The following is a 14,345-nucleotide window of genomic DNA, read 5'->3' as shown; positions in this document are numbered from 1 at the left end:
TGAAATTGAAATCGCTGTGAAGATGCAGCGTTCCCGTGGCAAGACGGAAAGACCCCGTGAACCTTTACTATAGCTTTACACTGAACGTTGAGTTCGTCTGTGTAGGATAGGTGGGAGGCTATGAAACTGTGGCGCCAGCTGCAGCGGAGCCATCCTTGAAATACCACCCTGTCGTGCTTGACGTTCTAACCTGGGCCCATTATCTGGGTCGGGGACCGTGTATGGTGGGTAGTTTGACTGGGGCGGTCTCCTCCTAAAGAGTAACGGAGGAGCTCGAAGGTACGCTCAGCGCGGTCGGACATCGCGCACTGTGTGCAAAGGCATAAGCGTGCTTGACTGCAAGATCGACGGATCAAGCAGGTAGGAAACTAGGACTTAGTGATCCGGTGGTTCTGTATGGAAGGGCCATCGCTCAACGGATAAAAGGTACTCCGGGGATAACAGGCTGATACCGCCCAAGAGTTCATATCGACGGCGGTGTTTGGCACCTCGATGTCGGCTCATCACATCCTGGGGCTGTAGTCGGTCCCAAGGGTATGGCTGTTCGCCATTTAAAGTGGTACGCGAGCTGGGTTCAGAACGTCGTGAGACAGTTCGGTCCCTATCTGCCATGGGCGTTGGAGATTTGAGAGGGGCTGCTCCTAGTACGAGAGGACCGGAGTGGACGAACCTCTGGTGTTCCGGTTGTCACGCCAGTGGCATTGCCGGGTAGCTATGTTCGGAAGCGATAACCGCTGAAAGCATCTAAGCGGGAAGCGCGCCTCAAGATGAGATCTCCCGGGGCACAAGCCCCCTGAAGGAACCATGTAGACTACGTGGTTGATAGGTCAGGTGTGTAAGTACAGCAATGTATTGAGCTAACTGATACTAATGATCCGTGCGGCTTGACCATATAACCTCAAGTTGCCTTGGCTTTACGACAACGTCGTAAGAGCATCCAAGTGCACGCTACGTCACAAGAACTACGAGAGGCAGGCGCCTTATCCAGCTGTACCGGATGGCGACGCTCCAACCGCCTCCCTGGTGAAATTAGCGCTGTGGAACCACCCGATCCCATCCCGAACTCGGAAGTGAAACGCAGCTGCGCCGATGGTAGTGTGGCTCAAGCCATGCGAGAGTAGGTCATCGCCAGGGTTTACACCCAAAACCCCGCTGCTCACGCAGCGGGGTTTTTCTTTATAAGTGAAGGCACTGCGTTTTCCGGGTTCCTTCCGCCCCAAGGGCAAGATCGCGAAGCTGGCGCTGCAAGCGCTGCTGCAACCGTCTCCCTGGTGAAATCAGCGCTGTGGCACCACCCGATCCCATCCCGAACTCGGAAGTGAAACGCAGCTGCGCCGATGGTAGTGTGGCTCAAGCCATGCGAGAGTAGGTCATCGCCAGGGTTTACACCCAAAAGCCCCGCTGCTTACGCAGCGGGGTTTTTCTTTGTGCGTAGCAAACGCCGGTAGTGCCGGCCGCTGGCCGGCAACCCGATGGCGTTACATCGCCCGGTAGATTCATGCCATGCGTGGGTGAGATGGTCCCCACGGAAGGCGCTGCCAACCGAGGTTGGCACCCACCAATGGCAGAGCGTACAAAAAAAGCGGCGCCCCACGGGGCGCCGCTTTGACCTCAACAATGTTCAGTCGAGCATGGCTCGACCCTACTTTGCAGCGGCCGCAGCCTTGTCCTTCATCATCGCGTCGCGGGCAGCCTTGAACGGGTTGCCTTCGTACCAGTTCGGCCAACGATCGCCACCGGCCAGTTCCTTGCCCACGCCGTACATCAACTGAAGGTCTTCGACGGTACCGTCCAGCTTCCAGGTGGCCGCGTCGAACTCGTCCTTCGGGCCGTGGTAACGGTTGGCGCCGTAGTCGGCTGCGGCCTTGCGGCCAGCGTCAACGCCGCCCTCGCGCAGGTCCTCGCCGCCATCGGCGTACAGGGCCGGCACGCCGGCTTTGGCGAAGTTGAAGTGGTCCGAGCGGAAGTAGAAGCCGCTCTGCACCGACGTCTCACCATGCAGCGTGCGGTCCTGGGCAGCGGCCAGCGGCTTGAGGATGTCCTCCAGCTCCGAACTGCCGAAGCCGGTGACGGTCACGTCCTTGGCACGGCCGGCCACTGACATCGCGTCGATGTTGATCACGCCAGCAATCTTGTCCAGCGGGAAAGTCGGATGGGCAACGTAGTACTTCGAACCCAGCAGGCCGGATTCTTCCAGGGTCACCGCCAGGAACACCACCGAGCGCTCCGGCTTCGGATCCTGGTGCGCCATGGCTTCGGCCACTTCGAGAATACCGGCGACGCCGGTCGCATTATCGACGGCGCCGTTGTAGATGTTGTCGCCGGTCTCGCCCTCATGCTTGCCCAGGTGATCCCAGTGCGCCATGTACAGCACCGCCTCGTCAGCGCGCTTGCTACCCGGCAACACACCCACCACGTTGCGCGACTGCTTCTGTGCGATCTGGCTCTTCAGGTCGACCGCAGCGGTGGCCTTCAGCGGCACCGGCTTGAAACCGCGCTTGCTGGCATCCTTGTAGGCCTGCGCCAGGTCCAGGCCGGCTCCGGCAAACAGCGCCTTGGCCGCGTCGGCACTCAGCCAGCCCTGCACCGGAATACGGGCTTCCGGGTCATCCTTGGCCGGCAGGTCGTACTGCGGGCCAGCCCAGGAATTCTTCACCACGTCCCAGCCGTAGGACGCGCCGGCGGTGTCGTGCACGATCAGCGCGGCAGCGGCCCCCTTGCGGGCAGCCTCCTCGAACTTGTAGGTCCAGCGGCCGTAGTAGGTCATGCGCTTGCCGTCGAACAGCTTCTCGTCGTCGATATGGAAGCCCGGATCGTTGACGAACATCACGACGGTCTTGCCCTTCCAGTCCTGGCCGGCGTAGTCGTTCCACTTCTGCTCCGGCGCATCGACGCCATAGCCGACGAACACCAGGTCGCTGGCATCGACCTTCACCTCGGCCTGGCCGGTACGAGTCCCTACCACCATGTCGGTGCCGAACTTCAGCTCGGTGGTCTTGCCGCCCTGGGTGATCTTCAGCACGGTCGATTCGTCGGCCGTGGTCTCGGTCATCGGTACATCCTGGAACCAGCTGTCGCCGTTGCCGGGCTGCAGGCCGATGCGCTGCATCTGGTCGCGGATGTAGTTGACCGTCAGTTCTTCGCCCTTGCTGCCCGGCGCGCGGCCTTCGAACTCATCCGAAGCCAGGGTCTTGACCATCTCGGCGAAGTCGCCGGCATTGATCTCCGGGGAGAACGCATGCGCGGCCGGCTTGGCAGCTGCGGTATCGGTGGCCGGCGCGGGCGCCGGAGTGTCTTCGCCTTTGCAGGCACTGAGCGCGGCCGCAGCGGCCAGGCACAGGAGGAGTTTGCGGGGCATCGTCGATTCCTGGGTAACAAAGGGCGGCCGCGCGTCGTGCACGACCGGTGTCAGCGAGTATCACCGAACCCGAAGGCGCGGTGCGCTCAGTCCGCGGGAGCGGTTTCGGTGTCGAACGGGATCGGCTCGGCGCCGGTGACCGGGCCGATGCGCGCAGTGCGATGCACGTACAGCACCACCTCGCGTTCGAACTGCAGTGGACCCTTGACCACGGCATTCGGGCCGATGATCACACGCGGCTTGCGGCTGGCGGTCAGCGAGACACTGAAGTTCGGCTTGCGCACATGCACGCCGCCGTTGACCTGCGAACCGATACCGACGGTGATGTCACCGTTGACGGTCTCCACATCCTTGCCGACGCGGCTTTCGACCAGGCCGATGCCACCATTGACGGTCTCGACACCGCCTTCGACCTGGCTGCCGCGATCGGTGAAGATGCTGCCGTTGACGGTGCTGACGCCGCCGCTGGCGATCACTTCGCGGCCCAGGCGTACGCCGCCGTTGACCGTTTCGATCTTGCCGGTGCGCGCGCCGTCGGCGACCTTGACCCCGCCGTTGACGGTGTCGATGCTGCCGGTCTCGACGCCTTCGCCGACGCGGATGCCACCGTTGACGGTGTCCAGCTTGCCGTAGCGCTGGCCGGGTTCGGCGCTGATGCTGCCGTTGACCTTGCTGATGTTCTCCTGCGCACAGACCGGCCCGGTGGCCAGCAGTACGCCCAACAGCAGCGGAATGGAAAGAATTTTCATGGCGACCTCGATGGATGTGCGGCTGGCAGGCCGCGTGCGGAGATGTCACCATTCCCCGGTAGCCCCCGCAACTGCCTGAAGTCACTGGAAAGCCCTTGCGCGACAACGTCTTCCCATCACGCCGACATCACATCGCCGCTGCCCGCGGCGGTCGCTGCCTGCTGCTGGGGCTGGCGTTTGCGCTGGCCCTGCCGCTGCCCAGCGGTGCGCAGACCACCCGCGAGACCGAGCGCAAGCTGCAGAAACTGCGTACCGAACTGAAGGGCGTGGCGCAGGAGCGACGGCAGATCGAGGGCCAGCGCGGGCAGGCATCGCGGCAGCTGCGCGAGGCCGACGAGAAGGTAGCCCGCACCGGCCGTGCCCTTGCGCAGACGGAAGCCGCGCTGCGCGAGCAGGGCCGCGCCCTGGCCGAAGCCGAGCAGCGCCGCAGCACGCTGCAGGGCAACCTGGCCCAGCAGCACCGCGAACTGGCCGGGCTGTTGCGCGCGGCGTATCAGCTGGGCAACCACGCACCGCTGAAGCTGCTGCTGTCGCAAGACACGGTGGCCGATGCCAACCGCGCCCTGGCCTACCATCGCTACCTGCAGCGCGAGCGTGCGCAGCGGATCACCACGCTGACCGCCGACCTGAAGGAACTGGAAGCACTGCAGGCGCAGATCGCCGAGCGCAAGCAGAAGCTGCAGGGGACGCAGCAGGACCAGAAACAGCAGGCAGCCGCCCTGGAAGCGGACCGCCGCGATCGCGCAAAGACCGTTGCCTCGCTGGAAGAGCGCTTCAAGGACCAGCGCGAGAAGGAACAGGCGCTGGGCCAGGACGCCAAGGCGCTGGAAACATTGCTGGCCAACCTGCGAGCGGCCGCTGCCCGTGCCGAGGCCGAGCGCCGCGCGGCTGCACGCCGTGCGGCAGCGGAGAAGGCCGCCGCCGAACGTGCTGCACGCCAAGCCGCCGCACAGGGCCGGCCGCCACCGCCACCGACCAAGGTGCCGCCTGCGGTCGCATCGGCACCGGCGCCGAAGGTGGGCGGCCTGGGCTGGCCGTTGTCCGGCAACCTGCTGGCCCGCTATGGCGGCAAGCTGCCCGATGGCCGCACCAGCAGTGGCGTGCTGATCGGCGCACCGGCTGGCAGCACGGTCACCGCCGTGGCCGATGGCACCGTGGTGTTCTCCGACTGGATGACCGGCTACGGCATGATCCTGATCGTCGACCACGGCAACGGCTATATGAGCCTGTACGCGCACAACGACACCCTGCTGAAGGATGCCGGTGCGCGGGTCAGCCGCGGTGATGCAGTGGCCAAGGTCGGCAATTCGGGTGGCCAAGGTGTCACCGCGCTGTACTTCGAGCTGCGTCGTGGCGGGCAGCCGGTCAACCCGGACAGCTGGCTGCAGCGGCGCTGAACCCGGCTCGTTACGCACGGGCCGGATTCAACGGGAATTTAGCTGTGCTTCGCGCATAATCGGTGCATGTGCCTTGGGCACCATGCCACCGTCGACAGGAGTGATCCATGCGCGCAGCCCGTACCGCCACCCTCTTGCTGGCCCTGTTGCCAGCGCTGTCCTGGGCGCAGCAGACCGCGCCTGCCCCAAGCCAGGAAACAAGCGGGCAGGCAGCGAACAGCGAGGAGGCGGTGACCTCGAAGGTGCCGCTGGAGGAAATCCGCCGGTTCGTGGCCGTGTACAACGCGGTGCGCGCCGCCTATGTCGACCCGGTCGATGACAAGAAGCTGATGCAGTCAGCCGTGCGTGGCCTGCTGCTCGACCTTGATCCGCACAGCACCTACTTCAACAAGGAAGACGCGCAGGCTTTCGACGAGCAGGCCAACGGTGCCTACGAGGGCATCGGCGTGGAGCTGCAGCAGCAGCCGGACAACGCCAGCATGAAGGTGATCGCGCCGATCGACGACACGCCGGCAGCCAAGGCCGGCATCCTTGCCGGCGATTTGATCATCGCCATCGACGGCAAGCCGATCAGCGCCATCGATGCGAGTGAACCGCTGCGCGGCCCGGCCGGCAGCAAGGTGGTGCTGACCATCGTGCGCGAAGGCAAGCCGAAGCCGTTCGATGTCAGCCTCACCCGCCAGACCATCCGCGTGACCAGCGTGCGCAGCCGCCTGCTGGAACCCGGCTATGGCTACATACGCCTGAGCACCTTCCAGGCCGATACCGGCTCGGACTTCCAGAAGCACGTGCAGCAGCTGCAGAAGCAGTCCGGTGGCCAGCTCAAGGGCCTGGTGCTGGATCTGCGCAGCAATCCGGGTGGCCTGCTGACGGCCGCCGTGCAGGTAGCCGACGATCTGCTCGACAAGGGCAACATCGTCAGCACCCGTGGCCGCATCAGCATCAGCGATGCCCGATTCGACGCGACCCCGGGCGACCTGCTGAAGGGTGCACCGGTGGTGGTACTGGCCGATGCCGGTTCGGCCAGTGCCTCGGAAGTGCTCGCCGGCGCGCTGCGCGACAACAAGCGCGCCCGAGTGGTTGGCAGCCGCACCTTTGGCAAGGGCTCGGTGCAGACCGTGTTGCCGCTGGACAACGGTGATTCGGTGAAGCTGACCACCGCGCGCTATTACACGCCCAGCGGCAAGTCGATCCAGGCCACCGGCATCGTGCCGGATGTTGAGTTGAAGCCCGCCGCTACGTCGGCGGAGGATGCCCTGCCGGCCAGCCTGAGCGATTACAGCGAAGCCACCCTGCCAGGCCATCTGCGCGGCGACGACGAAGGCACCGAGGGCTACCACGCCGGTGCGGTGCTGCCGGGCGACGGCCCGATCAACGACGCGCTGGCCGAGCTGAAGAACCCCGGTTCGGTGGCTGCACGGTTGAAGGCCGAGGCCGAGAAGGCGGATGCCGCCAAGACCGCGAAGGCCGCTGCGGCGAAGCCGGAAGCGAAGGTCGAACCTAAGCCGGAAGCAAAGCCGGAAGCAAAGCCGGAAGCAAAGCCGGAAGCAAAGCCCGCACCGGCCCCAGCGAAGCCGTGAGGTAGCGCCGGGCCATGCCCGGCGTCGGCTCAAGGGCGGAAGAAGAAAACAAATGCCGGCCAGCGGCCGGCACTACCCGGCGTCAGAAGCCGTGGCGCTTGCGCAGTCGGCGCGCGATCGCAGCCCGCACGTAGACCCCGTACACGACGCCGAACACGAAGCCGCCGATGTGCGCCCACCAGGCCACCATGCCGAAGCTTGGGCCGATGTGGGCGAACACCACCTGCAGTGCCGCCCAGACGCCGATCAGCAGGTACGCCGGGGCGCGCACGAACTCCAGGAACAGGCCGAGCGGGATCACCACGCCCAGCCGCGCGCCTGGGAACAGGGCCAGATACGCACCGATCAGGGCCGACACCGCGCCGCTGGCGCCGATGATGATCTGGTCCGGGCTGCCCATGGTGTAGATCGCGACCAGGTTCGACACTGCGCCGCCGACCAGGAACAGCAGCAGCAGCCGCCACGGCCCCAGCACCCGCTCGGCGGGCAGGCCGAAGATCAGCAGGAACACCAGGTTGCCCAGCAGATGTGACCAGTCGGCGTGCAGGAACAGGGCGGTGAACAGGCGCAGCACGCTGCCGTCCTGCAGGGTCGCCCACCAGTCCAGCGGGTGGGTCAGGCCGGTGGACAGGGCGCCCCAGTCCAGCCAGAGGCTGCCGCGGGCATCGTCCGGCCGCGAGATCGACCACAGGAACGCCAACCACAGTGCCGCAAACAGCACGGGCGTGGCCCAGCGCAGGGCCGCCTTCTTGCGGGACGGGAGGGAGACGAACATGGCACTAGCCTAGCGTGCGGGCGCTTGCGGCGGGGATTGTCCTGTTCAGCTTTCGAGACGAGAAAACCGACCGCACCGTTATTGTTTCATTAACGGCTCTGGGTAATACTCGCATACGGCGTCGTATGTCGGGAGGGGAATCCGGCGCGCTCCGATGGGTCCCAGGACCTGGCGGGCGCAGGCGCACTCAGAGCACCATCACCGCTTACCGGAGAGAGAGAGAACTACGATGCAAACCGCTTCCACCATTGCCCGACTGACCCTGCTGGCCGTCGGCGTTGCCGGTGCGCTGGCCGCCGCCGATGCCAATGCTGCCGCCTTCCAGCTGAAGGAAAACAGCGCCAAGGGCCTGGGCCGCGCGTTCGCCGGCTCCACCTCGACCGAAGGTGACGCCTCGGTCATCGCCACCAACCCGGCCTCCATGCGCCTGCTCGACGGCACCCTGGTCCAGGGCGACGTCAGCGCCATCAGCTTCGGCGCCAAGTTCCGCGGCCAGGGCCAGTACGGCAACGGCGCGCCGATTTCCGGTGGCAACGGCGGCGACGCCGGCATGATCGCCCCGGTTCCGGCCGCGTACTTCCACGTGCCGTTCGGCGAGAACGACAACATGCACTTCGGTGCTTCGCTGACCGTGCCGTTCGGCTTCAAGACCGAATACGACCGCGACTGGGTCGGCCGCTACAATGGCGTCAAGACCGAGCTGCAGGCGATCGACCTGGGCGTGGCGTTCTCCTATGACGTCAACCCGTACCTGTCGTTCGGTGCTTCGGTGTTCGCCGAGCGCCTGAACGTCGACCTGACCAGCGCTGTCGACACCGGCACTGCGATCAACGCCAGCGCCCAGCAGAAGGCAGCCGCTGCCGTGCTGGCCGCCGGTGGCACCCCGGCTCAGGCCCTTGCTGCCTCGAAGCAGGCCGCTGCGGCCTTGGCCCAGCAGGGCTTCGCCCCGGGCACCGCCGATGGCTTCCTGCGCATCAAGGGTGACGAAGTGTCGATGGGCTACACCCTGGGCATGACCGTCACCCCGGTGGAAGGCACCAACATCGCCTTCAGCTACCGCTCGAAGGTCGAGCACAAGATCACCGACGGCAAGGCGCACTTCAGCACTCCGCAGAATGCGGCGGCCTTCCTGGCCACTGCTGCCCCGGGTACCTTCATCGACAGCAACGGTCGCGCGACCATCACCCTGCCGGCCAGCGCCACCGTGGGCTTCACCCACCGCGTGAACGACCAGTGGCAGATCATGGCCGAGGTCACGCGCACGGCGTGGAGCAAGTTCGACCAGGTCACCGTCGACTATGACTCCAACCAGCCGGACAGCGTGCTGCCGTTCCACTACCGCGACACCACCTTCGCGTCGATCGGTACCGATTTCCGCGTGAACGACAAGCTGACCCTGCGTGGCGGCCTGGCCTACGACCAGACCCCGACCACCGACGCCCACCGTGACGTGCGCGTGCCGGACACCACCCGCAAGTGGCTGTCGCTGGGCATGACCTACGCCGCTTCGGACAAGATGGAATACAGCGTGGGCTACACCCACCTGTTCACCAAGGATCCGAACATCACCTCGACCTCGGCCACCGGCAACACCGTGACCGGCAAGTACAAGGTCAGCGGCGACGTGCTGGCGGCGTCGATGCAGTACAAGTTCTGATTCGGGCGATTGCCTGAAGCAGTACGAGGAGAGCCCCGCGCAAGCGGGGCTTTCTTTTTGCGGAGGGTATCCACGCATGGCATGGATCTGCTGGTCCGACGACGCAGGGCGCGGATCTACGCGACAATGGTGCGATGAACCTGTCCGACCCGAGCTTCCAGCTGGAGCTGGCCGCCAACATCGCCGTCGCCGGCTCGATCCTGTTGGCCGGCCGCAACAACGTGCACACCTGGTGGCTGGGCATCGTCGGCTGTGCATTGTTTGCTGCCGTGTTCGAACGCTCGCACCTGTACGCGGACATGGTGCTGCAGTTCTTCTTCATCGCGATCAGCGTGCTGGGCTGGTGGCAGTGGCTGCGCGGCGATCATGGTGCGCCGTTGCCGATTACTTCATTGCGACCGCGTGCCTGGGCGTGGCTGGCACCACTGGCGGTGGTGGCCACCTTCGGCTACGGCTGGATGCTGACCCGCCTGACCAACGCCTACGCGCCCTACATCGATTCGGCGGTGCTGGTGCTGAGCGTGATCGCCCAGATCCTGATGATGCGGCGCAAGCTGGAATCGTGGTGGGTGTGGCTGCTGGTGAATACCGTCGCGGTGCCGCTGTACTACAGCCGTGGCCTGCACCTGACCTCGATCCTGTACATCGGTTTCTGGATCAACGCACTGGTCGCCCTCCGGCACTGGCGCAATCTGATGCAGGCCGAGGCCACGACGGCACCTGAATTCCTGTAGAGCCGAGCCCACGCTCGGCTGCGCCGGAAAAAGCCGAGCATGGGCCCGGCGCTACAGGAAGCAAAACACAAGAAACCCCGCATTCGCGGGGTTTCTTGTTTACCGCACCAAGCAGGCGATCAGTCGCCCAGGGTCAGCAGCGAGGCGTTACCGCCGGCGGCGGTGGTGTTCACCGTCACCGTCTTTTCGGTGGCAAAGCGCAGCAGGTAGTGCGGGCCGCCGGCCTTCGGGCCGGTGCCGGACAGGCCCTGGCCGCCGAACGGCTGCACGCCGACCACTGCACCGATCTGGTTGCGGTTGACGTACACGTTGCCGACATGGACGCCATTGCTGATGCGGTCAACGGTTTCGTCGATGCGCGAATGCACGCCCAGGGTCAGGCCGTAGCCGGTAGCGTTGATCTGGTCGATCACCGCGTCGAGCTGGTCGCCCTTCCAGCGGATCACGTGCAGGACCGGACCGAAGACTTCCTTCTGCAGCTGGCCCAGGTCCTTCAGTTCGTATGCGCGCGGCGCGAAGAAGGTGCCGTGCGCCGTTTCGGCGGACAGCTCGGCGGCGGCGATCAGGCGCGCTTCGCGGTCCATGCGCTCGGCGTGGTCCTGCAGGATCTTCAGCGCATCGGCGTCGATCACCGGGCCGACGTCGGTGGACAGCAGGCCGGGGTTGCCGACCTTCAGCTCCTTCATCGCGCCGGCCAGCATGGTCATCACCTTGTCGGCGATGTCGTCCTGGACGAACAGCACGCGCGCGGCCGAGCAGCGCTGGCCGGCGGAGGTGAAGGCCGAACCGATCGCGTCCTTGACCAGCTGCTCCGGCAGCGCAGAGGAATCTGCGATGAAGGCGTTCTGGCCGCCGGTTTCGGCGATCAGCACACCGATGGCGGCATCACGCGCGGCCATCGCGCGGTTGATCGCACGGGCGGTCTCGGTGGAGCCGGTGAAGGCCACGCCGGCCACGCGCGGGTCGGCGGTCAGCGCTGCACCCACGGTGGCGCCGTCGCCCGGCAGGAACTGCACCACCTCGGCCGGCACGCCGGCATCGTGCAGCAGCTTCACCGCGTAGTAGCCGATCAGGTTGGTCTGCTCGGCCGGCTTGGCGATGACGCTGTTGCCGGCGGCCAGTGCGGCGGCGACCTGGCCCAGGAAGATCGCCAGCGGGAAGTTCCACGGGCTGATGCAGACGAACACGCCGCGGCCGTGCAGCTGCAGCTCGTTGGATTCACCGGTCGGGCTCGGCAGCTTCTCGGCGTGGCTGAACTGCTCGCGCGCCTGCTTGGCGTAGTAGCGCAGGAAATCCACGGCTTCGCGCACTTCGGCGATGCTGTCGGGCAGGCTCTTGCCGGCTTCCTTCACGCACAGCGCCATGAACTCCGGCATGCGCGCTTCCAGCTGGTCAGCGGCGTGTTCGAGGATGGCGGCGCGGCTGGCGGCCGGGGTGCGGTTCCAGGCCGGTTGTGCGGCCACGGCGTTGGCCAGGGCCTTCTGCACGGTGGCGGCATCGGCGGCCAGCCACTGGCCGACCACTTCGCGGGTGTCGGCCGGGTTGGTCACCGGCAGCGCGGCGCCGGCCGGGTTCGCACCCGGTACCAGCGGAGCGGCCTGCCACGGCTTGACGGCCGCGTTGATCTGCTCGGCCAGGGCGCGCAGTTCGTTGTCGTTGGCGAGGTTGGCGCCCATGGAGTTCTTCCTGTCGTGGTTCTGGCTGCGCAGCAGGTCAACCGGCAGCGGGATCTTGGGATGCGGAATCGATTCGAACGAGGCGACCATCTCGACCGGATCGCGGATCAGGTCGGCGATCGGCACGCGCTCGTCGGTGATGCGGTTGACGAAGCTGGAGTTGGCACCGTTTTCCAGCAGGCGGCGCACCAGGTACGGCAGCAGGTCTTCGTGCGAACCGACCGGGGCGTACACGCGGCAGGGCAGGTTCAAGCGATCGGCCGGCACCACTTCGGCGTACAGGTCGTCGCCCATGCCGTGCAGCTTCTGGTGCTCGTACACGCCGCCGTTGGCGATGCTGCGCACGGCCGCGATGGTGTGCGCGTTGTGCGTGGCGAACATCGGGTAGATCGCGTCCGCATGGGTGAACAGCCGCTTGGCGCAGGCCAGGTAGGACACATCGGTGTTCTGCTTACGGGTGAACACCGGGTAGCCCGGGTAGCCTTCGATCTGCGCGCGCTTGATCTCGGCATCCCAGTAGGCGCCCTTGACCAGGCGCACCTGCAGGCGCCGACCGGCGCGGCGTGCCATGTCGGCCAGGTGGTCGATCGTGTATGGCGTGCGCTTCTGGTAGGCCTGCACGACCACGCCGAAGCCATCCCAGCCAGCCAGCGAGGCGTCGGAGAACACCTGCTCGATGATGTCCAGTGACAGTTCCAGGCGGTCGGACTCTTCGGCGTCGACGGTGCAGCCGATGCCGTAGCTCTTGGCCAGCTGTGCCAGTTCCAGCACGCCCGGCACCAGGTCCTTCAGCACGCGCTCGCGCTTGGCGTGCTCGTAGCGCGGGTACAGCGCCGACAGCTTGATCGAGATGCCCGGCGCGTTGTTGACGTCGCCGTCCGGACGGCCACCGCGGGCCTTGTGATCGCCGCCGATGGCGTGGATCGCACGACGGTAGTCTTCCAGGTAGCGCAGCGCGTCCTTCATGGTCAGCGCGCCTTCGCCGAGCATGTCGAACGAGTAGCGGTAGCTGGCGTTGTCGCCCTTGTGCGAGCGCGCCAGCGCTTCGCTGATGGTGCGGCCCATGACGAACTGGTGGCCCATGATCTTCATCGCCTGGCGCACGGCCAGGCGCACCACCGGCTCACCGACGCGGCCGACCAGGCGCTTGAATGCGCTGGGCGCATCGGCGCGCGTGGCGTCGTTCATCTGCACCAGCTTGCCGGTCAGCATCAGGCCCCAGGTGGAGGCATTGACCAGCACCGAGTCGCTGCCGCCCAGGTGCTTTTCCCAGTCGGCATCGGCCAGCTTGTCGCGGATCAGCTTGTCGGCGGTGTCCTGGTCCGGAATACGCAGCAGCGCTTCGGCCACGCACATCAGCAGCACGCCTTCCTCGCTGCCCAGGTCGTACTGGCGCATGAAGGCTTCGATCGCGCCCTGGTCCTTGGCACGCACGCGCACGCGGCCGACCAGGTCGGCGGCCAGTGCCTGCACCCGGGCCTGCTCGTCGGCGGGCAGGCGGGCCTGCGCCAGCAGTTCACGCACGTGGCTCGCCTCGTCCTTCAACCAGGCATCGGTGATGGCCTGGCGGAACGGGTTGGGGGGCGCCGGCAGTTCCGGCGACAGCAGCGCGCCCGGACGCGGGGCGTCGTGGGCGGCAGGGGAGGAGGAAGGTGCGTTCATGCCGGTCCGGCCAGTGGAAAACTTGGCGATTTTAATCATTTTTGCGGCCTTCGGAAGTGCCACGCAGACACCTTCATGAAGGGCTGATAGCCACTAACGGTGGTGGATTCGGCGTGTTCAGCAAACCCGGCGATATTTGTGCTGAATTCGTCATCCGTGCCGCCGACCGCATGCTGTGTTGCAGCATCGGAAAAAGTGTGAATGCACCCTTGCTACCGGCGAGAGGGCGGGGCTACCATCGAGACGTTTCCCGCGGCAGGAACGCGGTTGCGACATGATCGAGGTGCTTCCAGCTCCGGATGGGTCAGGTACGCAGCTGCGGCTGCGTCCCCCACGGGCGCTCGATGCCCGGCAGTTCGTCCTGTTGTTCACCGTGTTGTCGGGTGCGATGTGGCTGGTGTCCGCCCTCGGGTGGTTGGCCGGCAATGCGTTCGCCCCCCTGTTCGCGCTGCTGTACAGCCTGGTGCTGGCGGCGGCGCTGCGTGCCTTGTGGCGCAGCGGTGAACGGCAGGAGGAGATCCGGGTAGTGCCGGCGTACGTGGAGGTCATCCCCGTACCCGGTGGATCGCCGGTGTTCCGGGCCCACCCCCATTGGGTGCGCCTGCTCACCGACGATGAGAGGGTCCGGCTGGCGTCCAGCGGCCGGCAGGTGGAGGTGGGGAGTTTCCTCGCGCCGGCCGAACGTCAGACGCTTGCAGAGACACTTGAAAGCTTGCTCGCCGCCAGCGATGGCGGCAACCGACGACGCTAAGGGTCT

9 protein-coding genes and 3 rRNA genes are annotated in these 14,345 nt (G+C 65.9%); 8 read left to right on the top strand and 4 right to left on the bottom strand.

Annotation, left to right across the window (positions count from 1 at the left end):
- The 3 genes from VG543_RS20430 to rrf (VG543_RS20420) form a co-directional block, all read left to right on the top strand.
- A 23S ribosomal RNA gene (locus tag VG543_RS20430) occupies positions 1-892 on the top strand; the annotation flags it as partial.
- Between the two features lie 127 nt (positions 893-1,019).
- Positions 1,020-1,134 (top strand): 5S ribosomal RNA (rrf, locus tag VG543_RS20425).
- A 133-nt stretch (positions 1,135-1,267) separates the two neighbouring features.
- Positions 1,268-1,382, top strand: a 5S ribosomal RNA gene (rrf, locus tag VG543_RS20420).
- A gap of 260 nt (positions 1,383-1,642) precedes the next feature.
- Here rrf (VG543_RS20420) and VG543_RS20415 read toward each other — a convergent pair.
- Both VG543_RS20415 and VG543_RS20410 read right to left on the bottom strand, forming a co-directional pair.
- Entirely contained in the window at positions 1,643-3,358 is a 1,716-nt protein-coding gene (locus VG543_RS20415; RefSeq protein WP_171953307.1) for a M28 family metallopeptidase, read from the bottom strand.
- A gap of 86 nt (positions 3,359-3,444) precedes the next feature.
- Positions 3,445-4,107 carry a hypothetical protein gene (locus VG543_RS20410; protein WP_019662232.1) on the bottom strand — a complete coding sequence of 221 codons (663 nt, stop codon included), beginning with the start codon at positions 4,105-4,107 and terminating at the stop codon, positions 3,445-3,447.
- 95 nt (positions 4,108-4,202) lie between these two features.
- Between VG543_RS20410 and VG543_RS20405 the strand changes: the two genes are divergently transcribed.
- Both VG543_RS20405 and VG543_RS20400 read left to right on the top strand, forming a co-directional pair.
- Positions 4,203-5,504, top strand: coding sequence for a murein hydrolase activator EnvC family protein (locus VG543_RS20405; protein ID WP_134731217.1), 1,302 nt, complete (start codon positions 4,203-4,205; stop codon positions 5,502-5,504).
- A 107-nt stretch (positions 5,505-5,611) separates the two neighbouring features.
- Positions 5,612-7,084: a S41 family peptidase gene (locus VG543_RS20400; protein ID WP_423179226.1), complete on the top strand. Its 1,473-nt coding sequence runs from the start codon at positions 5,612-5,614 to the stop codon at positions 7,082-7,084.
- An 82-nt stretch (positions 7,085-7,166) separates the two neighbouring features.
- Here the strand turns inward: VG543_RS20400 and VG543_RS20395 are convergent, their stop codons facing one another.
- Entirely contained in the window at positions 7,167-7,859 is a 693-nt protein-coding gene (locus VG543_RS20395; RefSeq protein ID WP_019662230.1) for a rhomboid family intramembrane serine protease, read from the bottom strand.
- 229 nt (positions 7,860-8,088) lie between these two features.
- Here VG543_RS20395 and VG543_RS20390 point away from each other — a divergent pair, with 229 nt between their 5' ends.
- Positions 8,089-9,516 carry an outer membrane protein transport protein gene (locus tag VG543_RS20390; protein WP_155028840.1) on the top strand — a complete coding sequence of 476 codons (1,428 nt, stop codon included), beginning with the start codon at positions 8,089-8,091 and terminating at the stop codon, positions 9,514-9,516.
- Between the two features lie 134 nt (positions 9,517-9,650).
- The gene (gene pnuC / locus VG543_RS20385; RefSeq protein WP_155028841.1) at positions 9,651-10,250 is read left to right on the top strand and encodes a nicotinamide riboside transporter PnuC; all 600 of its coding nucleotides are present in this window, start codon (positions 9,651-9,653) and stop codon (positions 10,248-10,250) included.
- A gap of 119 nt (positions 10,251-10,369) precedes the next feature.
- Here the strand turns inward: pnuC and putA are convergent, their stop codons facing one another.
- Positions 10,370-13,588 carry a bifunctional proline dehydrogenase/L-glutamate gamma-semialdehyde dehydrogenase PutA gene (putA, locus tag VG543_RS20380; protein WP_423179225.1) on the bottom strand — a complete coding sequence of 1,073 codons (3,219 nt, stop codon included), beginning with the start codon at positions 13,586-13,588 and terminating at the stop codon, positions 10,370-10,372.
- Positions 13,589-13,862: 274 nt separating this feature from the next.
- Here putA and VG543_RS20375 point away from each other — a divergent pair, with 274 nt between their 5' ends.
- Positions 13,863-14,339 carry a DUF2244 domain-containing protein gene (locus tag VG543_RS20375; RefSeq protein WP_004153894.1) on the top strand — a complete coding sequence of 159 codons (477 nt, stop codon included), beginning with the start codon at positions 13,863-13,865 and terminating at the stop codon, positions 14,337-14,339.
- Positions 14,340-14,345 lie beyond the last annotated feature (6 nt).

Origin of the sequence: Stenotrophomonas sp. CASM101 (assembly GCF_049384845.1) — a bacterium.
Taxonomy (GTDB): domain Bacteria; phylum Pseudomonadota; class Gammaproteobacteria; order Xanthomonadales; family Xanthomonadaceae; genus Stenotrophomonas; species Stenotrophomonas hibiscicola.
The sequence above is the reverse complement of the archived record's forward strand: the minus strand, read 5'-3'. Positions and strand labels throughout refer to the sequence as shown.